The sequence below is a fragment of the Methylobacterium sp. 2A genome (assembly GCF_009806555.1).
In the GTDB taxonomy this organism is placed as follows: domain Bacteria; phylum Pseudomonadota; class Alphaproteobacteria; order Rhizobiales; family Beijerinckiaceae; genus Methylobacterium.
This window is the reverse complement of record NZ_VUOK01000005.1, coordinates 1-24582: the sequence shown is the minus strand read 5'-3', so window position 1 is coordinate 24582 and position 24582 is coordinate 1. Positions and strand designations below refer to the sequence as shown.

Annotated in this window: 25 protein-coding genes; 13 read left to right on the top strand and 12 right to left on the bottom strand. The window is 69.9% G+C overall.

The features are described 5' to 3' along the window. Positions 1–76 precede the first annotated feature (76 nt). The 4 genes from FVE89_RS03385 to cysC all read left to right on the top strand — a co-directional run bounded on the left by FVE89_RS03385 (position 77) and on the right by cysC (position 4130). Positions 77–1282: a homoserine O-acetyltransferase gene (locus FVE89_RS03385; protein WP_160532728.1), complete on the top strand. Its 1206-nt coding sequence runs from the start codon at positions 77–79 to the stop codon at positions 1280–1282. Then, the gene (metW, locus tag FVE89_RS03380) at positions 1279–1995 is read left to right on the top strand and encodes a methionine biosynthesis protein MetW (protein ID WP_160532727.1); all 717 of its coding nucleotides are present in this window, start codon (positions 1279–1281) and stop codon (positions 1993–1995) included. The genes FVE89_RS03385 and metW overlap by 4 nt, the downstream gene beginning before the upstream one ends. A 289-nt stretch (positions 1996–2284) precedes the next feature. Further along, entirely contained in the window at positions 2285–3406 is a 1122-nt protein-coding gene (locus FVE89_RS03375) for a hypothetical protein (protein WP_160532726.1), read from the top strand. Positions 3407–3479: 73 nt separating this feature from the next. Continuing rightward, positions 3480–4130 (top strand): adenylyl-sulfate kinase, encoded by a 651-nt coding sequence (gene cysC / locus FVE89_RS03370; RefSeq protein ID WP_160532725.1) that lies wholly within the window; start codon positions 3480–3482, stop codon positions 4128–4130. 16 nt (positions 4131–4146) lie between these two features. On the opposite strand, the gene FVE89_RS03365 is transcribed toward cysC, so the two are convergent. Genes FVE89_RS03365 through FVE89_RS03355 form a run of 3 tightly spaced genes read right to left on the bottom strand, consistent with a single transcriptional unit; the run spans position 4147 to position 6464 of the window. Further along, the gene (locus FVE89_RS03365) at positions 4147–5478 is read right to left on the bottom strand and encodes a sensor histidine kinase (RefSeq protein ID WP_160532724.1); all 1332 of its coding nucleotides are present in this window, start codon (positions 5476–5478) and stop codon (positions 4147–4149) included. Then, positions 5475–6143 (bottom strand): response regulator transcription factor, encoded by a 669-nt coding sequence (locus FVE89_RS03360; RefSeq protein ID WP_160532723.1) that lies wholly within the window; start codon positions 6141–6143, stop codon positions 5475–5477. Before FVE89_RS03360 ends, FVE89_RS03365 begins: the two co-directional genes overlap by 4 nt. A gap of 18 nt (positions 6144–6161) precedes the next feature. Beyond that, positions 6162–6464, bottom strand: a complete 303-nt coding sequence (locus tag FVE89_RS03355) for a PepSY domain-containing protein (RefSeq protein WP_160532722.1) — start codon at positions 6462–6464, stop codon at positions 6162–6164. Between the two features lie 110 nt (positions 6465–6574). Between FVE89_RS03355 and FVE89_RS03350 the strand changes: the two genes are divergently transcribed. After that, positions 6575–7159: a thermonuclease family protein gene (locus tag FVE89_RS03350; protein ID WP_160532721.1), complete on the top strand. Its 585-nt coding sequence runs from the start codon at positions 6575–6577 to the stop codon at positions 7157–7159. Positions 7160–7656: 497 nt separating this feature from the next. Further along, positions 7657–7908 (top strand): hypothetical protein, encoded by a 252-nt coding sequence (locus tag FVE89_RS03345; RefSeq protein WP_160532720.1) that lies wholly within the window; start codon positions 7657–7659, stop codon positions 7906–7908. Between the two features lie 9 nt (positions 7909–7917). Here the strand turns inward: FVE89_RS03345 and FVE89_RS03340 are convergent, their stop codons facing one another. Both FVE89_RS03340 and FVE89_RS03335 read right to left on the bottom strand, forming a co-directional pair. Next, a complete protein-coding gene (locus FVE89_RS03340) occupies positions 7918–8904 on the bottom strand; it encodes a catalase family peroxidase (RefSeq protein WP_160532719.1) in 987 nt (328 codons plus the stop codon). A gap of 106 nt (positions 8905–9010) precedes the next feature. Further along, positions 9011–11308 carry a transglycosylase SLT domain-containing protein gene (locus FVE89_RS03335; protein WP_160532718.1) on the bottom strand — a complete coding sequence of 766 codons (2298 nt, stop codon included), beginning with the start codon at positions 11306–11308 and terminating at the stop codon, positions 9011–9013. Between the two features lie 188 nt (positions 11309–11496). On the opposite strand from FVE89_RS03335, the gene dapA reads away from it, so the two are divergent. Next, entirely contained in the window at positions 11497–12396 is a 900-nt protein-coding gene (gene dapA, locus FVE89_RS03330; RefSeq protein WP_160532717.1) for a 4-hydroxy-tetrahydrodipicolinate synthase, read from the top strand. 15 nt (positions 12397–12411) lie between these two features. Continuing rightward, positions 12412–12885: an SsrA-binding protein SmpB gene (smpB, locus tag FVE89_RS03325; protein ID WP_160532716.1), complete on the top strand. Its 474-nt coding sequence runs from the start codon at positions 12412–12414 to the stop codon at positions 12883–12885. Positions 12886–12901: 16 nt separating this feature from the next. On the opposite strand, the gene FVE89_RS03320 is transcribed toward smpB, so the two are convergent. Together FVE89_RS03320 and FVE89_RS03315 are read right to left on the bottom strand one after the other, a co-directional pair. Further along, positions 12902–13408, bottom strand: coding sequence for a type II toxin-antitoxin system YhaV family toxin (locus tag FVE89_RS03320; protein ID WP_160532715.1), 507 nt, complete (start codon positions 13406–13408; stop codon positions 12902–12904). After that, complete coding sequence (locus FVE89_RS03315) at positions 13405–13692, bottom strand: type II toxin-antitoxin system PrlF family antitoxin (protein ID WP_160532714.1); 288 nt, start codon at positions 13690–13692, stop codon at positions 13405–13407. The genes FVE89_RS03320 and FVE89_RS03315 overlap by 4 nt, the downstream gene beginning before the upstream one ends. A gap of 77 nt (positions 13693–13769) precedes the next feature. Between FVE89_RS03315 and FVE89_RS03310 the strand changes: the two genes are divergently transcribed. Then, complete coding sequence (locus tag FVE89_RS03310; protein WP_160532713.1) at positions 13770–14339, top strand: peroxiredoxin; 570 nt, start codon at positions 13770–13772, stop codon at positions 14337–14339. A 4-nt stretch (positions 14340–14343) separates the two neighbouring features. On the opposite strand, the gene FVE89_RS03305 is transcribed toward FVE89_RS03310, so the two are convergent. The 3 genes from FVE89_RS03305 to rpoZ form a co-directional block, all read right to left on the bottom strand. Beyond that, entirely contained in the window at positions 14344–14985 is a 642-nt protein-coding gene (locus tag FVE89_RS03305) for an NYN domain-containing protein (RefSeq protein ID WP_160532712.1), read from the bottom strand. Between the two features lie 350 nt (positions 14986–15335). Continuing rightward, entirely contained in the window at positions 15336–17576 is a 2241-nt protein-coding gene (locus FVE89_RS03300) for a bifunctional (p)ppGpp synthetase/guanosine-3',5'-bis(diphosphate) 3'-pyrophosphohydrolase (RefSeq protein ID WP_160532858.1), read from the bottom strand. 202 nt (positions 17577–17778) lie between these two features. Beyond that, the gene (gene rpoZ / locus FVE89_RS03295) at positions 17779–18189 is read right to left on the bottom strand and encodes a DNA-directed RNA polymerase subunit omega (RefSeq protein WP_160532711.1); all 411 of its coding nucleotides are present in this window, start codon (positions 18187–18189) and stop codon (positions 17779–17781) included. Between the two features lie 238 nt (positions 18190–18427). Here rpoZ and fabD point away from each other — a divergent pair, with 238 nt between their 5' ends. From fabD to fabF, 4 genes are all read left to right on the top strand, one after another. Then, positions 18428–19360, top strand: a complete 933-nt coding sequence (fabD, locus tag FVE89_RS03290) for an ACP S-malonyltransferase (protein ID WP_160532710.1) — start codon at positions 18428–18430, stop codon at positions 19358–19360. A gap of 133 nt (positions 19361–19493) precedes the next feature. Next, complete coding sequence (fabG, locus tag FVE89_RS03285) at positions 19494–20231, top strand: 3-oxoacyl-[acyl-carrier-protein] reductase (RefSeq protein WP_160532709.1); 738 nt, start codon at positions 19494–19496, stop codon at positions 20229–20231. A gap of 333 nt (positions 20232–20564) precedes the next feature. After that, positions 20565–20804, top strand: a complete 240-nt coding sequence (locus FVE89_RS03280) for an acyl carrier protein (protein WP_007559070.1) — start codon at positions 20565–20567, stop codon at positions 20802–20804. A 161-nt stretch (positions 20805–20965) separates the two neighbouring features. Continuing rightward, the gene (fabF, locus tag FVE89_RS03275) at positions 20966–22228 is read left to right on the top strand and encodes a beta-ketoacyl-ACP synthase II (RefSeq protein ID WP_160532708.1); all 1263 of its coding nucleotides are present in this window, start codon (positions 20966–20968) and stop codon (positions 22226–22228) included. An 851-nt stretch (positions 22229–23079) separates the two neighbouring features. Here the strand turns inward: fabF and FVE89_RS03270 are convergent. Together FVE89_RS03270 and FVE89_RS31635 are read right to left on the bottom strand one after the other, a co-directional pair. Further along, positions 23080–23721 carry a hypothetical protein gene (locus tag FVE89_RS03270; RefSeq protein ID WP_160532707.1) on the bottom strand — a complete coding sequence of 214 codons (642 nt, stop codon included), beginning with the start codon at positions 23719–23721 and terminating at the stop codon, positions 23080–23082. A 580-nt stretch (positions 23722–24301) separates the two neighbouring features. Next, positions 24302–24582, bottom strand: a 281-nt coding sequence (locus tag FVE89_RS31635; RefSeq protein WP_210254043.1) for a transposase, incomplete at its 5' end; no start/stop codon positions are given.

Sequence of the window (24582 nt, the reverse complement as noted above, 5' to 3'; positions counted from 1 at the left end):
GCGAGGGCGGCGCGTCAGGCGAAACCGTGCTCTCCCGGCTCGGGCCTGCCCGGAAACACGGTCGTCAAGACCCGCCATGGACACCCAACCGGACACGGCCCTCCGGCCGGACCCGATCGACGAGCCGGCCCGACGCGCCTCCGAGCGCTCGCAGGCGCTCGACCCGAAGAGCCCGGTCGCCCGATTCGGTGCGGACCGGCCGCTGCTGACCGATGCGGGCGTCGAACTCGCGCCCTTCCAGATCGCCTACCAGACCGCCGGCACCCTCAACGCCGCGCGCTCGAACGCGGTGCTGATCTGCCATGCGCTCACCGGCGACCAGTACTTCGCCCACACCCATCCGGTGACCGGCAAGCCCGGCTGGTGGGAGACCCTGGTCGGCCCCGGCAAGCCGATCGACACGGACCGCTACTTCGTCGTCTGCTCGAACGTCATCGGCTCGTGCATGGGCTCCACCGGCCCGGCCTCGATCGACCCGGCGACGGGCCGGCCCTACGGGCTGAACTTCCCGCTGGTGACGATCCGCGACATGGTTCGGGCGCAGGCGATGCTGCTGGAGCATCTCGGCGTCCAGGATCTGTTCCTGTGCATCGGCGGCTCGATGGGCGGGATGCAGGTGCTGCAATGGGCGGCGCTCTATCCCGAGCGCGTCTTCGCCGCGATGCCGATCGCCACGGGCCCCCGCCATTCGGCGCAGAACATCGCCTTCCACGAGGTCGGCCGTCAGGCGATCATGGCGGATCCCGCCTGGGCGGATGGGCGCTATCTCGAGGAGGGCACGCGCCCCGCCAAGGGACTCGGCGTCGCCCGGATGGGCGCGCACATCACCTATCTCTCCGAGCCGGCGCTCCACCGGAAGTTCGGCCGCCGCTTCCAGGGCGGCTCGGCGCCGACCTTCTCGTTCAACGCCGATTTCCAGATCGAGAGCTACCTGCGCCACCAGGGCCTGAGCTTCGTCGAGCGGTTCGACGCCAACGCCTATCTCTATCTCACCCGGGCGATGGATTATTTCGACCTGGCCGAGGACCATGGCGGCGTGCTCGCCAACGCGTTCCGGGGCACCAGGACCCGCTTCTGCGTGATCTCCTTCACCTCGGACTGGCTGTTCCCGACCCGGGAGTCCCGGGCGATCGTCCACGCGCTCAACGCCGCCGCGGCGCCGGTCGCCTTCGTGGAGGTCGAGAGCGACAAGGGCCACGACGCCTTCCTGCTCGACGAGCCGGCGATGTTCTCCGCCGCCCGCGGCTTCATCGACGCGGCAGCCCGGGCGCGCGGCCTATGAGCGGTTCGGCGGACAAACTCTTCCTGGGCAAGATCGACCACGGCGCGCCCTGGGAGAGCGCGGATGCCCTCCCCCATGCCGGGGAGAACGGCGCGCCGCGGGTCGACCACCTCGTCGTGCTCGGCCTCGTCCCGGCGGGCGCCCGCGTCCTCGACATCGGCTGCGGCGACGGCTCGCTGCTGGCGCTCCTGCGCGACCGGCGCGGCATCGACGGGCGCGGGATCGAGCTGTCGCGCGAGGGCGTGAATGCCTGCCTCGCCCGGGGCCTCTCGGTGATCCAGGGCGACGCCGACACCGACCTCGCCAATTATCCGGACGGCGCCTTCGACGTGGTGGTCCTGTCCCAGACCATCCAGGCGACCCGCAACCCCCGGGTGGTGCTGGAGCACCTGCTGCGGATCGGCCGGCAGGTGATCATCTCGTTTCCGAATTTCGGCCATTGGCGGGTCCGGTCGGAACTCGCCCTGCGCGGGCGCATGCCGATCACCGAGATCATGCCGGATGCGTGGTGGGAGACGCCCAACATCCACCATTGCACGATCCGCGACTTCGTCGGGCTCTGCCGCCTGATCGGTGCCCGGATCGAGCACGCCACGGCGCTCAACGCCCGCGGCCGGCCGATGCGGTTCTCGATGCCCTGGTGGGTCTGGAACCTGTTCGGCGCGCAGGGCGTGTTCCTGCTCCGCCGCGACGGCGCCGAGGGCGGCCGCTAGGGCGCTGTTCCACGGGACGGCCGCCGGCGTCCGCGATCGGACATCCCGCCTCTCAGCCTGCGCGTATCCGCGGCGCCGCGCCGTGCAACCGATATTCGTTCGTGGCTTCATCTGAAATAGACCAGAAACGGAGCTTGGCTATTTCTGGTCGCGTTCCCGTGATCGGACCGTGATTACGGATCTAATCGGCTGTCGTTCCGGATAAGCCCGTCCGCGCTCGCGCGTGGACTGCGCCCTGCCGTGCCGACATCGGCCGAAGTCTTAGATTCCAGCAGGGTCGACAGGACACGTGCGACGCGCAATCATCCATATCGGGATGCCGCGGACCGGCTCCACCGCGTTCCAGGAGGTGCTGGCGCGGCTGCGTCCCCGCCTCGACGCGGTCGGGATCTGCTACCCGAAGCTGATGCCGCCGGGCGCGCCCGAGAGCCTCGACGTCAATCACCACCGGCTCGGCCAGGGGCTCGACCGGCGACGTCCCGAGGCGGAGCGCCGCGCCGGCCTCGCGCGGCTCGACGAGGCCCTCGCCACGACCCGGGCGGACATTCTGATCCTCTCCTACGAGGATTTTGCCGTCCAGCGGGCGCGCTGGCGGGTGCCGGAGATCCTGGCCGGGATCTGCGCGCGGCATGGCTTCGCCCTGGAGACGGCGCTGGTCGTCAAGCCGCAGGGGGAGCAGCTGGCCTCGGCCTACGCGCTGCGGACGCAGGTCGTCTTCGAGGGCCGCACCTTCCGCGGCTTCCTGGCCGTCGAGGGGACGTCCGGACGCTACGATTACGGGGGCCTGCTGGAGCGTTGGCGCCGGGCGTCCCAGGGCCGCGTGACCGCGGTGCCGTTCCGCGACCGCCGGTCGGACGCGCCGCTGCTCGCGCGGCTGATCGGGGATCTCGGCCTGCGCGACCGCCTCGCGCCGCTGCTGACCCCGGCCGATCTCGAATACCGGACCAACCGGAGTTCGGGGCCGCTCGCCGTCGAGGCCGCGCGCCGCCTGTACCGGCTCGGCGTGCACCGGCAGGTGATCGGGCATCCGCGGCAGCTCGGCCATGTCCTCGATCGCTGGGCCTGGGCGCGGGGATTCGACGCGGAACGGTTCCGCGGCGATGCGCCGGAGGGTCTGGCCCGGGTCGCGGCGCGCTACGCGGGTGCCAACGAACGCTTCGCCGCCGTCTGCTGGGGCCGGCCTTGGGATGCGGTCGTCGAGGCCGCGCCGGCCGCCCCCCCGAACGAGCTCGCCGCCGGGCCTGTCACCCCGGAGACGGAGGCCCTGGTCGCCGCGATGGTGCAGGCGGCGATGGATCACGTCGCCTTCCGGCCGCCCCCCGCCTGGCGTCGGCGGGCGGCCTACCTCCTGGAGGAGTTCAAGGAGCGCCTCGGCGATGCCGCCGGATACCCGGCCTGGCGCGTGCCCTGACGCGGCCCGGCCCTCCCTCGCGATGTTCGATCACCGGCAGCCGCGCCCGCGGACGATGCCCCAGGCGGTGGATATGTGCGTCTTGCAGAAGATCCCGACCGGCGCGCCTTCGAGCCGCGTGACGTGGCACCCCCTGCAGGCGCGGGAGGAACGGTGGGCGCGCCTCGGCCAGGGGCCGGTCATCGCGTGGCTGACCGGCCTGTCGGGGGCCGGCAAGTCGACCCTCGCGGCGGCGGCCGACCGGACGCTCGTTGCGGGCGGCCGGCACAGTGCGGTCCTCGACGGCGACAACCTCCGCCACGGGCTGAACGCCGACCTGACCTTCACGGCGCAGGACCGGTCCGAGAATGTCCGGCGCACCGCCGAGGTGGCGCGGCTGATGGCCGAGGCGGGCTCGGTGGTGATCGTCTCGCTGATCTCCCCCTATCGCGCCGACCGGGCGCTGGCCCGGCGGATCGCGGGCGACATCCCGTTCGTGGAGGTGTTCGTCGACACCCCGCTCGGCCTGTGCGAGGCCCGCGACCCGAAGGGCCTGTACCGGCTGGCCCGCGCCGGCCGGATCCCGGGCTTCACCGGGATCTCGGCACCCTACGAGGCGCCGGAGCACCCGGACCTGACCATCGCCACGCAGGGCCGCACGACCCGGGCCTGCGCCCGGACCTTGAGCGCGCTGCTCATGCGCCTCAGCCGGCCGGTTGAAGGCCGGGCGAAGCCGCGGCGGTGAGCGGTCGAGGGCCGCCCTACCCGCCCGGCCAGCGCAACGCCGCCCGCAGGCCCCCCAGCGCCGAGCGCCCGAATTCCAGCTGCGCCCCCGCGGCCTCGGCCACGTCCCGGGCGATGGCGATGCCGAATCCCGTGCCCGGCCGGGTCTCGTCCCAACGCTGGCCGCGGCCGATGCCGGCGATGGCCGCCGGGCTCATGCCGGGGCCGTCATCCTCGACGGCGAGGCTTTGATCACCCGCCGCCGCGCCGGTGATCCGGACCCGCCGGTGAGCCCATTTGCGGGCATTGTCGAGGAGGTTGCCCAGAACCTCCATCAGCTCGCCCTCCTCGCCCGGATAGGCCAGCGTCTCCGGGACCGAGATTGCCCAGTCGAGGGAATCCCCCTCCGGCAGCCGGCACATGGTGGCGACCAAGCGCTCCGCCACCGGGGCGACCCGGCAGGACCGCCGCCGCAGGTCGCCGGAGGCGGCGATCCGCGCCCGGGTGAGCGCCCGCTCCACCTGGCCGCCCATCGCCCGCGCCTGCTCGGCGATCTCGGCCGAGAGGGCCGGGTCGGCGGGTTCGGACCGGCGCGCCAGGGCGTCGAGCACGGCGAGCGGCGTCTTGAGCCCGTGGGCCATGTCGGCGGCCGCATCCCGGGCGCGGACCAGTGCGCGCTCCTGCGCGTCGAGCAGCCGGTTGAGGTCGTGGACGAGGGGCCGGACCTCGTCGGGAAAGTGCTCCGGCAGCCGGGTCCGCGTCCCGGCATGGACCGCCAGGAGATCCGCCTGCAGCACCCGGAACGGCGCCAGAGCCCGGCGCACGAACAGCGTCATCGCCAGCGTCAGCACGCCGAACAGGGCCACGAGCGCCGGGACGAGCAGGCGCAGGAAGGTCGTCCGGCTCGCCGCGAGGTTGCGCCGGTCCTCCGCGACGATCACCCGCAGCTCGGTCTCGGCGCCGCCCGGCCCGATCGTGAGGGGCTGGACCACCGCGATGAGCCGGCCGCCATCCGGCCCCGTCGTGTCGACGGTGCCCGACGCGACAGCCTTGTCCGGATCCAGACTCTTGTCCCAGAGCGAGCGCGACCGCAGGATGTGCGATCCCGCCTCTACCTGCCAGTACAGGCCGCCATAGGGCGTGGCGAAGCGCGGGTCCGGGGGCTCCCGGGAGAGGATCGGGCTCCCGTCCGGCGCGAGGCTGACCCGTCCGGCGATCAGCTTGGCGGTCCGGTCGAGGCCGTCGGCGGTGCGGGCGTCGAGCACCCGGTCGAGGATCACGGTCAGCCCGATCCCGGCGAGCACGAGCGCCAGGGCGATCAGCGCCGCCGCCGCGAGGCCGAGCCGGAGGCGCAGCGAATGGCGCCTCACGGGCCGTCCGGCGCCGGAACGCAGTAGCCCTGGCCGCGCCTTGTCTCGATCACCCCCGGTCCGAGCTTGCGCCGCAGGCGGGTCAGAAGGGCTTCCAGGGCGTTGGCCTCGCGCTCCGTGCCGACCCCGTGGAGGTGGTCGAGCAGCTCGCCCGCCGGCACGACCTGCCCCGGCCGGTGCAGCAGGAACGACAGGAGCCGGTATTCGAGGGCGGTCAGATCGATCGGTCGGCCGTCGACGCTGACCGCCCGGGTGCGGGTGTCGAGCTCCACGGCGCCGGCCCGGAGCACCGGCGAGGCGTGGCCGGCGGTGCGCCGCAGGATCGCCCGGAGCCGCGCCACCAGCTCCTCCATGCGGAACGGCTTGACGAGGTAGTCGTCGGCCCCGGCATCGATGCCCTCGACCCGCTCGCGCCAGCCGTCGCGCGCCGTGAGGATCAGCACCGGCAGGGCGATGTCGGCGGCCCGCAGCCGCCGCAGCACACCGAGCCCGTCGAGGCGCGGCAGGCCGAGGTCGAGCACCATGGCGTCGTAGGGCTCGGTCTCGGCGCGGAACCACGCCGCCGCGCCGTCCGTGACCACGTCGGCGACGTAGCCCGACCGCTCCAGCCCCGCGCGGATGTCGGCGGCGATGCGGGGCTCGTCCTCGACGATCAGGACGCGCACGCGATTCCCCTGCCCGGCTCAATCATCGTCGTCATCGTCCAGGACCTTCGCCGAGCCGGCATCGACCTTCACGGTCCGGCGCTTCCCGTCGGCGCCGAGGATGCGCAGCTTGTAGCGCCAACGCCCGTCGTCGTGCTTGAGATCGACCGACACGACGTCGCCCGGCACTGCGGCCTGCGCCGCGCGCAGGATCTCGTCGAGGGGGCGGATCTCGCCCTTTTCCAGGGCTTGGCGGGCGCGGTCGGCGTCCTCGGAGGCGGATGCGGGTGCGCCGGCGAGGAGGCCGAGCAGGCAGAGACAGGCGGCGCGGCGGGTGTTCATGCGGGCACGCGGTAGCGCGTTCGACCTGACGGGAGGCTGACAGGCGCCGTCAGGGTGGCGGGGTGAGGCTTCGGCACAAGGGGGCATACCCCTTCCGGAGACCTGTCACCATGTCGCTGATCCTCGGTGCCCTCCTCGCCTGTGCAGCCGGCATCGCCGGCACCCTCCTCTGCCCGGACGACAAAGCCGGCCGGTCGCGCCTGCCGCTGCTGGCGGCGCTCCTGGCCGGCGGCCTCGCCTGGCACGCACCCGCCCGGGCGGGCGAGGTCCTGCAGGGCCCCGCCCAGGTGATCGATGGCGGGACCCTCCGTGTCGGTGCGCGTCAGGTCAGCCTGTCCGGCATCGTCGCGCCGGATGCCGACCAGACCTGCTCGGACGCGCAGGACCGGATCTACGCCTGCGGCCGGGCGGCCGCCCGGGCGCTGGCCAGCCATATCGGCGGCGCGGCGGTCGCCTGCGAGCCGCGGGGCGGCGGGGAGGCGGTCGTGGCCCTGTGCCGGATCGGTGACGAGGATCTCGGCGCCTGGATGGTCGCTCAGGGTCTCGCCGTGCCCGCGCGCGACGCTGCGCCCCTCTATGCGGCCGCCGCCGACCGGGCCTGGGGGCGGCGCCTCGGCCTGTGGTCGGGCGTCTTTCAGGACCCGGCCGAGCGCCGCGGCCGTCACGCCGCGGCGGGGCTGCGCGACGCAAGCTGATGGCATTGGGGCCGGAAGGCTCGAAACAATCCGGGTTTCGAAAGGGCGAGCCCTTTCGCGGGTGCAGGGCGGAGCCATGCTGTCGGGCTCTGCCCGCTGTCGGGCTTCGCCCGCTGTCGGGCTCTGCCCCGACACCCCGCCAAAGGGCACAGCCCAGCCCTTTTAAGGTGTTTGCGGAAGCAACGAGACAGGGGCCAAGCGCACTCTCCTCCCCCTTGTGGGGAGGAGTTGGAGGTGGGGGTGGTGCAGACGGCACCGCTGCGCCTCATCCTGCACCACCCCCACCCCTGGCCCCTCCCCACAAGGGGGAGGGGAAAAGGCGGTGCTCTTTCAGGATGTTAGAGCCACGACTTGCGATTTTCGCAGCTAGCCCAAACACCTTAAAAGGGCTGGGGCACAGCCCTTTGGGATCCCAGAGCGGCCGGCGCTTGGGAACGCTCACGGACCCGTCCGGTTGGTTCCGCAAGCCCGCCTCGCCGATGAACCGCGGAGGTCCCGTGAGACGCCTGACACGCACCCTCCTGCTCGCCGGGATCGTCGCCTGCGCCGCGGGCGCCGCTTATGCCGCGGAGGGCAAGGGTGCGGGCTCCGCCGCCGACCGCAGGGACGGCCCGCCCACGACCAGCATGGGCGCCGGCGGATTGACTGGAACGGGCGCCACCCGGGACGGAGCCCGCACGGGCTCCGACAAGGCGCAGACCGGCGGGACAAAGCCGTCGTCGGCCCCCGCCGCCGGCACCACCCGCTGACCCGGTCGGCTACTGCGAACGCCGGCTGAACGAGACCGCGTAGGCCTGGACCCGGGCGTCGATCAGCGGATCGTCCGAGACCTCGATCCCGTCGGTGAGGTTGTTCGGCATGAACAGCAGCGCCTTCTCGGCCTCAACGCTGTCCGGCACCACCTTCGACACGGTCAGCGTACCGAGATCGACGGTCTTGCGGTCGTCGGGCCAGGGCTTGGTGGCGTCGTTGGTCGGGTCGCCGGCTTGAGCGAGCTGCGCCAGGACGCGGAACTGCGCCGGCTCCTTGGCGACGTGCGGCCCGATCTCACCCATCAGGAAATCCGGATCGCGCTTGGCCGCGTCCTCGGGCGACAGGATCTCCTCGCCCTGCACCGGTTCGATCCGGTAGCGGAACGGCTGACGCTTGCCGTCCTTGTCCACGAGGATGAAGGCGTTGACGCCGTTATAGGTCTGCCGCGCGAGGCTCGACGGGGTCTTGGCGGTCCCGCCCGCGGTCGCGGCGGCCGGGTGGGACGCGGCGAAGCGCTCCAGCGCGGTTGGATGGGCCGCGTCCGGCCCGCTGTCGGCGACCGCCTTCAGGAGGTCGCGGAATTCCTCGCCGGTGGCGACCGGGAAGTATTTCAGCGCATTGGTGACGACATCCATCTCGGAGCCGTCGGCGAGCTTGAACTTGAGCGCCAGGCCGTGCGGGTTGGCGTTGGCCGCGCCGTCCGCGATGGTCGGCACGCCGGTGGCGTCGGAGAAGCGGATCGTCACCGGCACGGCCGGCCCCTGGAACAGGGACGCCTTGCTGATCACCGCGGCCTCCGGCGACGGGGTGAAGCTGCCCTCGGCGACCACGCCCTTGGCGTGATTGGCCCGCGCGCCCGGATGCTTGCCGAACAGCGTGTTCATCGCGTCGATCGTCTGCTCGGCGGTGGAGGCCTCCTGGGCCAGGGCCGGCGCGGCGGCCGCGAGCGCGGTGCTCAGCAGGACGGCGAAACCCAGTCTCGAACGCAGCATGGCGATCCTTTCGGCAGCGATGGCCCGCCCGGGCCGGTCAACGGGACCATCTTCTAGGGAGCCTCGCGCTGGGGACACAACCAAAAGCTATGCCGCGCCGTCGAAGCTACCGCGCCCCGCGATGGAGATCGCCGTCGATCAGCAGGGCGCTGCGGCTGTCGAGCCGGGAGCGATAGACCTGCAGGTTCTCCATCACCCGCTGCACGTAGTTGCGCGTCTCGGTGAAGGGGATGCGCTCCACCCAATCGATCACGTCGACGCCCGGCTTGCGCGGGTCGCCGTAGGCGTCGATCCACTTCTTCACGTTGCCGCCGCCCGCATTGTAGGACGCGAAGGCCAGCACGTAGGAGCCGCGCCAATCCTCCATCAGCTCGCCGAGATGGGCCTGCCCCAGCTTGGCGCAATAGGCGGGATCGCTGGTCAGGCGGTCGAGGTCGAACGAGGCCGAGACCCGGCGAGCGGTGCGCTGGGCGGTGGCCGGCATCATCTGCATCAGGCCCCGTGCGCCGACGCCCGATTGCGCCCGGGGATCGAACTGGCTCTCCTGCCGGGCGATGGCGTAGACCATGGCCCGCTCCACCTGCGGCACCGCCGTGAAGGTCTCGTAATCCGGGATCCCGATCGTCGGATAGGCATGGGCGTCGAGGGGCAGGCCGCGCTGCACCGCGAGCTTGCCGATCGCCACCAGGGCGCGGGGATCCTTCATGTCGGTGGCGAGGTCGCCGAGCGCCTGCAATTCGCGCGGGTCGGTGAGGTCCCGGGCGGCGTCGATATAGAGCGGCAGGGCGAGATCCTTGATCCCGGCCTCGCCCAGCAGGCGCAGGGCCCGGATGTAGAGCCGGCCCTCGAAGGCCTGCCGCTCGGCCCCTTCGAGCTCCGCGGGCGCCCGCAGGGGCAGGCTGGTCTGGCCGAGATGCGCCCGCGCGACCTGTCCGTAATAGGCGATCGGCTGCAGGGCGGCCTTCTCGTAGAAGCGCTTCGCCTCATCCTTCTGGCCGAGGGCTTCGGCCGCCCGGCCCTGCCAGTAGGCGGCCCGCGCCACCGAGATCGGGCTCTCGGCGATCGTGGCCATCTGGGCGAAATGCTGCGCGGCGGCGGCCGGATCACCGGTGAAGCGCAGGGCGATCCAGCCGGCGTGGAACTCGGCCTCGATCCGCTTCTCCGGCGTGCGCGCCGCCTGGGCGCTGGCCACCTTGTAGGCGGTCCTGGCGTCGCCGAGGTCGAGGAGCTTGCGCGCCACGATCCGGCGCTCGACCCACCACTCGTCGCCATCGACCAGAACGTCCGGGTTGCTCGGCGCCGACGCGAGCACGGCGGCCGCCTCCTCGGGCTTGTCGGCCCGGCGGAAATACTGCGCCCGGGAGAAGATGTAGGAGGCGTCGCCCCGCAGCGACGGCGGCACGGCAGCGAGCGCCGCGGCGGCCCCGGAGGACTTGTCCTCCACCGCCCGGCGGGCGCGCACGAGGCTCGCATAGGAGCCCCCCGCATAGCCGGCCGCCCGGCCCGCGCTCTCCCAATCGTCCTTCAGGAGCGCCCGCTCCATCCGGTAGCGGTGATCGACCCGGGTGAGCGCCTCCGGGAAGGCGTCGAGCACCTTGGCCTCCAGGCTGCGCCCGAAGCTCTCGCTGCGCCAGAGGTCGCGGATCATCTCGGCGGCATCCGCCTCGTAGCCGTCGGCGCGGAGCGCCAGGGCCAGGGCGAACTTGCCCGGCGCGCTCGCGGGCTTCGCCGTGGCGAAGAAGGCCCGCACCGTGGCGGGGGGCTTGCGCTCGGAGAGCAAGGCCTCCTCGGCCCGGCGGCGCAGCAGGGGACCCGCCGGCCAGTCCGGATTGGCCCGGGCAAACGCGACCGTGCGGTTGAAGCCGATCCCGGCGCCCGCGCGGATCGCCACCCATTCGAGCAGCGCCTTCGCGGCCGGGTCTGTGAAGCCGTCGCGCATCCGGTCGCCGTCCGCGACCCGGCCCTTGCGGTAGAGATCGATGGCGCCGCGCAGCAGCGTCGGATCGGTGTCGCCGGAGATTTTCGGCCGCGCGGGGTCGGGCACTTCGGGAACCGGAGCCGCCGGGGCGACGGCGGCGTCGGGCGTCGGGAAGGCCACGGGGGCGTCCGGATCGGCCGACGCGTAGGCCGAGGCCGCCGCCGGCAACGCCCGGGCGGAATCCTCGCCCTTGTCGTCGGAGGCGTGGACCGGATCGAGCTTCAGGGCGTCGGCGGCGACCGGATCGACGGCTTTTTCGGCGCCGCGGATCCGCGCGGTGGAGAGGGCGGCGTCGCTCGCCGGCGGGGTCGGCTGCGTCGCCGGCGCGTCCGGACCGGCGAGCGCCACGCCGACCGTGGCGATCAGCACGGCGGCGGCGAGGGAGGTCCGCTTCGGGGCGGGCGTCGTGGCCGCGGATCGGATCACGGGGTCCCCCTGCTGGTCACCGGGGCGGGAAAGGCCGAGGATCGGGCGGCGACCATAAAGATCGCGTTAACCGTCGCGACGATCTGTTTGCGCGCCGTGGCGCGACCGCCTATGTCTGCCCGTCCGCGCCCGTAAGGTGCGGACCACGCGCGGCGCCGAGACCGCCGGACTCCGTTGGGACGCCTGAGATGACCGAGATGACCGGGAGCCGCCTGCGGGGCTCGCTCACCGCGCTTGTGACGCCGTTCCGCGACGGCGCCTTCGACGAGGCCGCCTTCCGCAAACTCGTGCGCTGGCAGATCGAGCAGGGCAGCCACGGCCTCGTGCCGACCGGCACCACCGGCGAGAGCCCGACCCTGACCCATGCCGAGCATGACCGGGTGGTCGAGGCCTGCATCGACGAGGCGGGCGGGCGCGTGCCGGTCGTGGCGGGCGCGGGGTCCAATTCCACCGCGGAGGCGATCGAGCGGGCGCGGCACGCCGAGCGCGCCGGCGCCGACGCCGTCCTGGTGGTGACGCCGTACTACAACAAGCCGACGCAAGAGGGCCTCTACGCCCACTTCAAGGCCGTCAACGATGCAATCGGCATTCCGATCATCATCTACAACATCCCGCCGCGTTCCGTCGTCGACATGAGCGTCGAGACGATGGCCCGGCTCTTCGAACTGAAGAACATCGCCGGCGTGAAGGACGCGACCGCCAAGATCGACCGCGTCAGCCAGCAGCGACAGGCCATGGGGGAGAGCTTCATCCAGCTTTCGGGCGAAGATGCGACGGCGCTCGGCTACAATGCCCAGGGTGGCCACGGCTGCATCTCGGTGGTGGCGAACGTCGCCCCCCGGCTCTGCGCCGACCTGCAGGAGGCTTCGCTCGCGGGCGATTACGCCAAGGCGCTGACCCTCCAGGACCGGCTGTTCCCGCTCCAGAGCGGCCTGTTCGCCGAGGCCAACCCGGCGCCGGTCAAGTACGCGCTGGCCCGGCTCGGCCATATCGCCGAGGAGCTGCGGCTGCCGATGGTTCCGGTCTCCGAGGCGACGCGCCGCATCGTGGACGACGCCCTGCGGCATGCCGGCCTGCTGGAAGGCTGAAGAGAGTCACGAAGAATGGCCCCGAAACCGGAGCCCGGCCGGCGCATCGTCGCCGACAACCGCGCCGCGCGTTACCATTACACGATCGAGGACACCCTCGAGGCCGGCATCGCGCTGACCGGCACCGAGGTGAAGTCCCTGCGCGGCGGCAAGGCGACGATCGGCGAATCCTATGCCGGCCCCTCCGGCAACGACCTGATGCTGTTCAACGCCTACATCCCGGAATATCTGGAGGCGAACCGCTTCAACCACGACACCAAGCGCCCGCGCCGCCTGCTGCTGCATCGCCGCCAGATCGACAAGCTGATCGGCGCGACCCAGCGCCAGGGCTACACGGTGATCCCGCTCAAGATCTACTTCAACGACAAGGGGCGCGCGAAGGTCGAGCTGGGCCTCGGCAAGGGCAAGCAGGCCCACGACAAGCGCGAGGCCGCCAAGGAGCGCGACTGGCAGCGCGACCGGGCCCGGCTGCTGCGGGACCGGGGGTAGGAGTTCGACTGGCCGATCAGGTTCGGGAGGAGCGGACGCCGCCGAGACGGAGGCGCGCCGCCGCGTCGCTGGCTTCTTTCAGCAGGCCAGCCCAGTCGTCGGGCGGGTTCCCGGAACGCAGCATCTTCCGGAAGACCGTATAGGCGTCCGTTCGGCTTCCATAGGCCCGAAGCGTCTGTTCGTCATTCACCCAGGCCAGCACGATCATTTTGCGCCCGTCCGCGTCCCTGTAGCGGACGGCGAGCCGATACTGCTGGCGAAACTTGACGCGAAACCGATGCCTGTGCCCACCCCCGAGCGTGTCGCCCTGACGGTACTCGGTTCGGGCCGGATCCGCGGGGATAAGTTCGAAGGCGAGCTTCAGGGCGGCCGCAAGCAGCTTCGCGCTCCGCTTCTTCCGGTACCCGTCCGGATCCTTCGTCCTGGCCGCTTCGACCTCAGCGACGAAGCCTTCCAGAGCGTCGAGCAACAGCGGATGCGCGTAGATCGCCCATCCGTTGACGATCAGTGCTGCGTCGCTCACCCCTCGTCACTCGGAAGCACGCTGTCCAGGTCGACCTCGACGCCGTCGACCAGGGCGACGGCGTGCCGATACAGATCATCCGAGACCGCCTTGATGGCCTGCCGCCGCCCCGCGATGTCCTGCTCCAGAAGGGTCAGGAACGGGCCGAGCGCCGGATCCTCCGCGGCCTGGGGATCGGCCTTCGCGATCGTGATCGTGCCCTCCCGCTCCCCGTTCGGGAGGGTAATGCTTTTGCATTGCAGATTGAACAATCGTGGCACGCTGCTGCGATCGTGCGCCGGCATGGGGCATCCCAACGATCGACAGGCGATTCACCTTCGCTACGGATCGATCTAGGTTCGCTCCATCAGGGGAGTCGTCCATGTCCGCACATCACGATGTCCTACCCGCCGACCTCCCCGTCCCCGCGGATGACGGCGCGGCCGATCACCTGCGTGGCATGCGTCTGCCCGACGTGGCGCTGACCGCCACCGATGGCAGCACGATCTCGCTCGCCCGGCTCACGGGCCGCACCGTGGTCTATGCCTATCCCCGCACCGGGGAACCGGGAAAGCCGGGTCTCACGCCCGACTGGGATGCGATTCCCGGAGCCCGGGGCTGCACGCCGCAGGCCTGCGACTTCCGCGATCACCATGCCGAGCTGACAGCCCGCGGCGTCACGCAGATCTACGGTCTCTCGACCCAGACCAGCGCCTACCAGCGGGAGGCCGCCGAGCGGCTGCGCCTGCCCTTCCCGCTGCTATCCGATCCGCATCGCGCCTTCGCGATGGCGGCGCGCCTGCCGGCCTTCGAGGCCGGCGGGCAGGTGCTGCTGCGCCGCCTCACCCTGGTGATCGACGACGGCGTGGTCACGCACCTGTTCTATCCGGTCTTCCCGCCGGACCGGAGCGCCCGGCAGGTCCTCGACTGGCTCGACCGAACAGCCGCCTGAAGCCCTACTCCTCCTCGGCCTCCGGCTGGCGGATGCCGTAGCGGTTCTCCAGGCTCGGGCTCGGGCGGCCCTCGCCGCGGTAGCGGCTCGACGAGTCGCCCGCGGCTCGCGCCGGCCGCTCGCTCGGCTCGCGCCCGATCCGTCCCGCGAGGCTCGCCAGATCGACGAATTCGTCGGCCTGCCGCCGCAACTCGTCGGAGATCATCGACGGCTGGGTCTGGATCGTGGAGATCACCGTCACCTTGACGCCGCGCCGCTGCATCGCCTCGACCAGCGAGCGGAAGTCGCCGTCGCCCGAGAACAGGATCATGTGATCGATATGGGCGCTGAGCTCCAGGGCGTCGATCGCCAGCTCGATGTCCATATTGCCCTTGTACTTCCGCCGGCCCATGGAATCGGTGAATTCCTTCACCGGCTTGGTCACGACGCGGTAGCCGTTATAGTCCAGCCAGTCGATCAATGGGCGGATCGAGGAGTATTCCTGGTCCTCGATCATTGCAGTATAGTAAAATGCGCGAAGAAGATTCTCTCTGGATTGGAATTCCTTAAGGAGTTTCTTGTAATCGATGTCGAATCCGAGGGCTTTGGTGGTCGCGTAGAGGTTGGCGCCGTCGATAAAGATGGCGCTGCGCTGAGTTGCTGTCATGAACAGTTCAAATCCTGAAACATTCGGGAGGACGGGAAATCGTCTTCAGGAACGGCCAAGCTCCGACCGTAGCCCGGGGCCAGGGACGGGTCGGCTCGGTCGATCGTCGCTATGCTCTGCAATCCGGGGCAAAAAGCGCGGTCGTTCTCCGGTGACCGTCGCCCGGGCGGTTTGACCATTCGTCTCAAACGCGCCCGTGTCAAGCTTTACGGCTTGGTTGTTGCCGATAAGAGCGGTGATGCCAGGCTGAAGAGCGGGATCTGCCTGTCTTGGTGAGGTTGCCGACTGTCCTCATAAGATTTGTCGGCGCCGGATGCGTAAACTTGAGATGCGCGGCCGGCCGGGCGGATTCAACCGTTCACCCGCTCCACGCTGTTGACCGCGCGCTTGCCGCGCAATTCCGCGATGATCGCATTGAGATGCTGCAGGTCCCAGACCGACAGGTCGATGGTAATGTCGGTGAAATCCTGCGTGCGCCGCTTCATCGAGATGTTGTCGATGTTGCCGTCATGGTCGGCGATCACCTGGGCGATCTGGGCGAACACGCCGGGCTCGTTGATCGACTTGAGCGCCAGCCGGGCGGGGAAGCGCTCGCCGCCGAGCGCTTCGGTGTCCCACCGGACATCGAGCCAGCGTTCCGGCTCGTTGTCGAAGGCGGCGAGCGCCGCGGACTGGATCGGGTAGACCGTGACGCCGACTTCGGGGGTCAGGATGCCGACGATCCGGTCGCCCGGGACGGCGCCGCCGTTCGGCGCGAAGGTCACCGGCAGATCGCCCGCGAGGCCGCGGATCGGGATCGCGTCGCTGCGACCTTCGGTGTCGCCCTCCTTGCCCTCCGCCCCCGGGAAGGTCAGCCGCATCGTCTGGTCGGCCGAGCGGACGAGCCGGCCGGCGCCGCCGGTCGGTCCCGGCGCGGCAGCCGGCCGGCGCTCGTCCCGGTGATCCGGATAGACGGCCCGGACCACATCGCCTGAGAACATCTCGCCGCGCCCGACCGCGGCGAACACGTCCTCGGTGCTGGCGCGGGCGAGCCGCGGCAGGGCGCCGCGCAGCTTGTCCTCCGAGAAGGTCTTGGCGGCGCGCTCGAAGGCCCGGTCCAGGATCTGGCGGCCGAGGCCGGCATATTGCCGGCGCACCGCGGCCCGGGTCGCCCGCCGGATCGCCGCCCGCGCCTTGCCGGTCACCACCAGGGATTCCCAGGCGGCCGGCGGCGAGGCGCCGTCCGAGCGCATGATCTCGACCTCGTCGCCGTTGGCGAGTTCGTGCAGCAGGGGCGCCATCCGGCCGTTGATCTTCGCGCCCACCGCACTGTTGCCGACGTCGGTGTGGACCGCGTAGGCGAAGTCGATCGGCGTCGCCCCCCGCGGCAGGGCGATCAGCCGGCCCTTGGGGGTGAAGCAGAACACCTGATCCTGGAACAGCTCCAGCTTGGTGTGCTCCAGGAATTCCTCCGGGCTGTCGCCCTCGGCGAGCAGCTCGATGGTCCGGCGCAGCCACTGGTAGGCGCCGCTCTCGGCCGCGAGCCTTGGATGGACGCTGCCCTCGCCCTCGCGGCGACCCAACTCCTTGTACTGCGCGTGCGCGGCGATGCCGTATTCGGCGATGTCGTCCATGGCGCGGGTGCGGATCTGCAACTCGACGCGCTGGCTCTGGGGGCCGATCACCGTGGTGTGGATCGAGCGATAATCGTTCTGTTTCGGGGTCGAGATGTAGTCCTTGTACCGTCCCGGGACCATCGGCCAGCTGGTGTGGACGATGCCGAGCGCCGCGTAGCACTCCTGCACGGTGTCGACGACCACCCGGAAGCCGAAGATGTCGGAGAGCTGCTCGAAGGCGACCGACTTGCGCTCCATCTTCGACCAGATCGAGAACGGCCGCTTCTGCCGGCCGCTGACCTCGGCGGTGATTCCCTGCGCGCCGAGCTTCTCGGTGAGCACCTGCGCGATGGTCTCGACCACGCTCTCGGACTTGGCGGTGAGCCGGGCGAGCCGCTGGGTGATGGTGGCGTAGACCTCCGGCTCCAGGTTGCGGAAGGCCAGATCCTCCAGCTCCTCGCGCAGCTCCTGCATGCCCATCCGGCCGGCGAGCGGCGCGTAGATGTCCAGCGTCTCCTGCGCGATGCGGTGGCGCTTGTCCTCCCGCATGTGCTGGAGGGTACGCATGTTGTGCAGGCGGTCGGCGAGCTTGACCAGAAGGACGCGCACATCCGCCGCGACCGCCAGCAGCAGCTTGCGGAAGTTCTCGCCCTGGGCCGCCTGTTTGGAGACGAGGTCGAGGCGCTTGAGCTTGGTCAGGCCGTCGACCAGCGCGCCGATCTCCGGCCCGAACAGCCGGCGGATCTCTTCGAGCGTCGCCTCGGTGTCCTCCACGGTGTCGTGCAGGACCGCGGCCACGATCGTGGCGTCGTCGAGGTGGAGATCCGTGAGGATCGCGGCGACTTCGAGCGGGTGCGCGAAGAACGGATCGCCCGAGGCGCGCTTCTGCGTGCCGTGCGCCTGCATGGCGTAGACGTAGGCGCGGTTGAGCAGCGCCTCGTCGGCGGTGGGGTTGTAGCGCTTGACCCGCTCGACCAGCTCGTACTGGCGCATCATCCGCCGGGACGGGGTCGGCTCCTGGGTGGGACGCGGGGTCGGGTTCACGCGCGATTGTTCCGCAACCGCCGCGCCCGCGCCAGCCCCCGGGGGCGGAAAACCACCCGGTGCGACGGTCTCGGCATCGGAACGAGAGAACCCGGCGTCTCCGCCGGGTCCGGTTGCGGTCAGGTCGTGCGCGTCCAGGCCCACTGTGTCCGGCTCACTCGCCCTCGTCGTCGGTCTCGACCGGCGGGGCGAGGTTTTCCAGGCCGCGCAGCAGGTCCTCTTCGCTCATGCGGTCGAACTGGACCGCCGAATCGTCGCTGGAGGATTGCGGCGCCACCGCGGCGGCGGCCGGCGAGCTCGACAGCAGCGGCACGGTCTCGGCCTCCGGCTCGTCCACCTCGACGTATTTCTGCATCGAGTGGATCAGCTGCTCCTTGAGGTCGTCGGCCGTGATCGTCTCGTCGCCGATCTCGCGCAGGGCCACGACGGGGTTCTTGTCGCGGTCGCGGTCGACGGTGAGCGGGGCACCGGCGGCGAGGAGGCGGGCGCGGTGGCTCGCCAGCAGGACCAGCTCGAACCGGTTCTCGACCTTCTCGATGCAATCTTCGACGGTGACGCGCGCCATGCGGGGCGGCTCCTTGGGCTTGAGCGACGGGTGATGTCGGGTATGAGCCCACCCTACACCGGATGCCGTTGTGCAACAAGCACAGCGGCTTGCGCAGGGCGCACGCCCCGTTCCCCGGCCGCGGCATGGTGCGGCGCATTGTTGACACCCGCGGCGACGGGTGCCAGTCCGCCCGCCATTCCACAGGTTCAGCCGACATGGGCGGCGTTCGCGCGCCGCGGAGCGATCAAGACCGGATATGCGCGCACTCATCTTCCCCGGCCAGGGCAGCCAGGCGGTCGGCATGGCGCGGGACCTCGCGGCGGCCTTCCCGCAGGCCAAGGCCGTGCTCGACGAGGTCGATGCCGCCTTGAGCCAGAACCTGTCGCGGCTGATGTTCGAGGGGCCGGTCGAGGAACTGACCCTCACCACCAACGCCCAGCCGGCGCTGATGGCGGCGAGCCTCGCGGTGCTGCGGGTGCTGGAGGCCGAGCGCGGCCTGGACCTCGCCCGCGACGTCGCCTGCGTGGCCGGCCATTCGCTGGGCGAATATGCGGCGCTCGCCGCCGCCGGCAGCCTGACCATCGCCGATGCCGCGAAGCTCCTGCGCCTGCGCGGAGCGGCCATGCAGGAAGCGGTGTCGCCCGGTGCCGGAGCGATGGCGGCTTTGATCGGCACCGATCTCGAAACGGCGCGATCCCTCGCCGAGGAGGCCGGCGGCGGCGCGGTCTGCGATGTCGCCAACGACAATGGCGGCGGACAGGTGGTGCTCTCGGGCGACCGGGCCGCCGTGGAGCGGGCCATCGGCCTCGCCACCGGCCGCGGGATCAAGCGCGCCGTGATGCTCAACGTCTCGGCGCCGTTCCATTGCCGGCTGATGGCCCCCGCCGCCGAGGCCATGGCCCGCGCGCTCGCCGCCGTGCCCTTGAAGGCGCCGCGGGTCACTCTCTATGCCAACATCGCGGCCGCGCCGGTCTCCGAGCCGGAGGCGATCCGCAAGGCCCTGGTCGAGCAGGTCACCGGCACGGTGCGCTGGCGCGAGAGCGTCGCCGCGATGGCGGAGGCGGGCGTCGACAAGTTTTATGAGCTTGGCGCCGGCAAGGTGCTCACCGGCCTCGTCAAGCGGATCGCGCCGCAGGCTTCGGCCACCGCGATCGGCACGCCCGCGGACGTCGCGGCCTTCGCGCTGTAACGGGTTTCCAAAGGGTTTCAGCCCTTTGGCGGGGTGTCGGGGCGGAGCCCTGACGGATCTTCGCAGGGCTCCGCCCTGCACCCGCAAAAGGCTCCGGCCTTTTGAAACCCAATCTATTTCAGAGGAGCCCCGCATGTTCGATCTCACCGGCCGGAAGGCCCTCGTCACCGGCGCCACCGGCGGCCTCGGGCAGGCGATCGCCCGGACCCTGCACGCGCAGGGTGCCGCCGTCGCCCTCTCGGGGACCCGGCAGGCGGCCCTGGAGGCGCTGGCGTCAGACCTCGGCGAGCGGGCGAGCCCGGTGGTCGCCGACCTCTCCGACAAGGACTCCGTGGAGGGCCTCGTCCCGGCCGCCGAGGCCGCGATCGGCCCGCTCGACATCCTCGTGAACAATGCCGGCATCACCCGGGACAACCTGTTCATGCGGATGAAGGACGAGGAATGGGAGCAGGTGCTCTCGGTCAATCTCACCGCCGCCTTCCGCCTGTCGCGGGCCGCCGTGAAGGGCATGATGCGCCGCCGCTTCGGGCGGATCGTCAATATCGGCTCGGTGGTGGGCTCGACCGGCAATCCCGGTCAGGGCAACTACGCCGCCGCCAAGGCCGGCCTCGTCGGCCTGACCAAGGCGCTCGCCGCCGAGGTCGCCTCCCGCGGGATCACGGTCAACTGCATCGCGCCCGGCTTCATCACCTCGCCGATGACCGACGCGCTCAACGAGAAGCAGCGCGAGGGCATCCTGGCCCGGGTGCCGGCCGGCCGACTCGGCGAGGGCGCGGAGGTCGCCGCCGCCTGCCTCTATCTCGCCTCCGCGGAGGCCGGCTATGTCACCGGCCACACGCTGCACGTGAATGGCGGCATGGCGATGTACTAGGGCCACTATACTGGTCCGGGCGGCCTTTGGACCGGCGCGAATCAAGTGCTCCGGCACGCAAACGCCACACCCGTGAAGGGTTTCTGAACGGCCCCTCGCCAGGGCGGGAGCCCTGTGCTACCAACCCCCCGCAGCCGCGCAGGGGGTTGACGGTTCAGCGGGTTTTCAGTCCAAGGGCCTCCCGGTGGGGGCATCTCGGTGCACCTTGCCGGTTCACCGTCAGAAGCACGCGCAATCGGACACCGGCCGCTCAACAAGCCCGCAAGGGCGCGACGCGGTCAACGCACCACCCCGAGAAGACTGACAGACTTAAAGGACGAGGACGGAAGACCGATGAGCGATATCGCTGAGCGCGTGAAGAAGATCGTCGTCGAGCACCTGGGCGTCGAGCCCGAGAAGGTGGTCGAGAGCGCCAACTTCATCGACGACCTCGGTGCCGACAGCCTCGACACGGTCGAGCTGGTGATGGCCTTCGAGGAGGAGTTCAACGTCGAGATCCCGGACGACGCGGCCGAGACCATCCAGACGGTCGGCGACGCCGTGAAGTTCCTGGAGAAGAACTCCGCCGCCTGATAGCGCCGGGATTTTTCGAGTCACGCGGCGCGGGTGAGGCGGAACAGCCCCCGCGCCGTCATGCGTTTGAAGGCTCGGAGCCGGGACCGAATCCGCCTCCGGCCGTTATAGACGATGCGCTCCGGCGGCCCGGATGCGCGATCCAAGACGGGACGAGTGCGATGCGGCGGGTGGTGGTCACGGGTCTGGGGATGGTCACGCCGCTGGGCTGCGGGGTGGAGCACACCTGGAGCCGGCTGATCGCGGGCGACAGCGGCGCCGGCCCGATCCGCGGCTTCGAATCCGCCGACCTGCCCTGCCGGATCGCCGCGCAGGTCCCCTTCGGCGACGGCACCGACGGCACCTTCAACCCCGACCTCGTGATGGAGGTGAAGGAGCAGCGCAAGGTCGATCCGTTCATCGTCTACGCGATGGCGGCGGCCGACGAGGCGCTGAAGGATGCCGGCTGGGCGCCGAAGAGCCACGAGGACCAGTGCGCCACCGGCGTGTTGATCGGCTCCGGCATCGGCGGCATCGGCGGCATCTACGACGCCTCCGTGACCCTGCACGAGAAGGGGCCCCGCCGGATCTCGCCGTTCTTCATCCCGGGCCGGATCATCAACCTCGCCTCCGGCCAGGTCTCGATCGCGTACGGCCTGAAAGGTCCGAACAACGCCGTGGTGACGGCCTGCTCCACGGGCGCCCACGCGATCGGCGACGCGAGCCGCCTGATCGCGCTCGGCGACGCCGACGTTATGGTGGCGGGCGGCGCCGAATCGCCGGTGAACCGCCTCTCGATCGCGGGTTTTTCCGCCTGCCGGGCGCTGACCACGGGCTTCAACGACACGCCGGAAAAGGCCTCGCGCCCCTACGACCGCGACCGCGACGGCTTCCTCATGGGCGAGGGCGCCGGCATCGTGGTGCTGGAGGAATACGAGCACGCCAAGGCCCGCGGCGCGAAGATCTACGCCGAGGTGGTGGGCTACGGCCTCTCGGGCGACGCCTACCACATCACCTCCCCCTCGCCGGACGGCGACGGCGCCTTCCGCTGCATGAGCGCCGCGGTGAAGCGGGCCGGGATCTCCCCGTCCGAGATCGGCTACATCAACGCCCACGGCACCTCGACGCCCATGGGCGACGAGCTGGAGCTGAAGGCCGTGGAGCGCCTTCTGGGCGACGCCGCCGCAACCGCCACCATGTCGTCCACCAAGAGCTCGGTGGGCCACCTGCTCGGCGCCGCCGGCTCGGTCGAGGCGATCTTTTCGATCCTCGTCCTGCGCGACAACGTCATTCCGCCGACGCTCAACCTCGACAACCCCTCGGTCGACACCAAGATCGATCTGGTGCCGTTCGAGGCGAAGCGGAAGCAGGTGGATGTCGTGCTGTCGAACTCGTTTGGGTTCGGGGGGACGAATGCGTCGTTGGTGATGCGGCGGGTCGCGTAGGAGCGTCGCCGTTTCTTACCGATACGGTCAGTAAGTGTTCGAGAAGTCTTCCTCAAGCTCAGATTGCGCGGCGAAGTCTGGAATACTTGTCCATCGCACCCGTGCAGGCCTAGAGTGACCTATATACGTGCTTGACCCGGCCTGACCGGCCGTCTAAATGGCGCACCTCGCGCCAGAACGGCGCGGCAGGGAGGGCCGTATGGCCGTACAGAGATCAGATCTTGCTGAGGACAAGTGCTACGTAACTGCAAATGGTCAGGTTCGGCGTATCCTTAAGCTTGATGCTACCGAGGTCAGATATGAAGCCCGTGGCAAGGAGCCGAAAATGGCCCCATGGCCGAACCGGGCGACGGCCAAAATCGACACGTTCCTAAGTGACGTTGTCGATGTCGTTTCGTGCGATCACGCGCCGGTCTGACACGAGCACACACAGTCTTCAGACGCGCGCGGCGGTCCCAAATCGCCGTCGCAAATCATCAGCCTCGCCGGGTTCACAAGCGATTGGCAACGCCTCAACGCCGTGATCCCGCATCCATGCGAAGCGATGGCGGCCATTGGTAAAGTCCGCAGCGTTGCCGGTCATTCCGACAACCGGCATTCCGACCCACTCTCGCGTCGTCGCGAACTACGTGCCGAACGCGACGTACTTATGGCGAGACGCCGGGGCGCCGAGAGGTAGGTGGTAGCCCTTATCCAATCGCTACGCGGCGTCCAAAGCGCCTACGTCGATCCATACCGCGACATCGCGAGGAACGCCGGGCCCGCGCCGTCGCCACTCGTCTTTCCATCGAACAATCCGCTTCGCCATGCGCGGCAGCATCGCGCACGAAAACGCCCGGCGCTAGGCCGTTCTAGAAGGGAATGTCGTCGTCTAGATCGTAGCCTCCGCGTGAGGATGACGCCCGACGCTCTGCTGGAGGCGGAGGTGGAGGCCGTGGAGACGAGGGCGGCGGAAGTTCATCGTCCAAATCTTCTTTCAGGATCTCGACGCTACGCTCCGCTTGTTCGAGAGCGCGCCGTTCTAAACTGTCCTGATCCTCTTCCTCTTCTTCCTCATCAGGCGTTTCCGCATCGTCTGGCTGGCGTAAGGTCCAACCTGCTCGACCGTTCGCCTTGAAGGCCCCTGAATTGGACAGCATGGCGCTGAGGTTGTTCACCGGATTTTCGCCACGGATCGTGATCCCAAGCCCGGTGAGATGCTCATAGATGTCGGCAGTTGGGACCGGACCCGCGCGGTTCGTCACAAAGAGGCGCGCTGTCTCAATAGCTCTTGTGCGTTCCGGTGAAGCCTGCCGCACCGGCGGCTTCGTTCGTAGCCTTTCACCCTTCGTTCCAAACTCAGCCAAAGATGGCATTTCTCCATCTTTGGGAGGTGCGTACAAATCCCGAACGCGCTCCAACTCCCGAAGGCGCAAGAACCGAATGTCGCGTTCCAGCGTCTCTCGAAGCTTGGCTATTTCGGTCTCTAGTGCTCGGACGAACTCGGCGCTCATCGCCCTCTCCATAGATTGGAGAGACGATATCACGTTCCCACGGATGGCGAAACGCAGTGCCTTGTGTGGCGTGTGGAGAGTCGCTATGGTTGCGAGCCGTCCTGAACGACACGGCCCGGACAGAGGCGAGTACCAGTCGCCAAAGCCGGGCCGTTCAGGTGACTGCCGGTGTGGATGTGGCACTGCCGGCTGTCAGGAGGCGAGGCGCGCTAAGTACCCTCACCAGGGTGCTACCTTAGTGCGTCTCGCGCATCGGCGCAACGTGCCTTCACCATGGAGGGCACGATGCCTTATCGCGTTTGTCATTACGTCCGTCCCCACACCCGCATCCGGTTCAATCGGCTGGAGCATGTGAACGGGTACTGGCGCTGCTGCTAGCGCTGCTTAGGCTGCCCCTTTAGGGGCGCACGTCGCTGACGTGCTGGCCGTCGCGGGGGTGCATCCTGCGGCGGCATTTTTTGTTTAGCACGTTCAACGCTCTTCTCAACCTCGTTCGGCCTCGTGCCGATGAAGCGCTCAAGCGCCTCCCCGAAATCCATGTCGAGCCCGAACGGCGGCTCTGTCTTGCGATCCCCGGCACTCACGCGATCAGCGCCTTGTAGCGCAGCCGGCCTTCCATGCCGCCGAAGATCGTGTCCATGCGGTCAGTGTGGCTTAGGTCGCGGTGGTTGAAGCGCCACGTCATCTCGGCCGCGTAACGCAATAGGTGCTTCGGCGAGACCCAGTGGTGAATGCCGATGATCTGGCGCTTAAGGATCGCCCGAAGTCGTAATCGGGATCTAGGTGTCATTGCTATGGAGGTTGTCCATCCGAGGGTGTCGAGCGAGGCTGTGGTTGCGACGCCTGCAACCCCGGACCCGG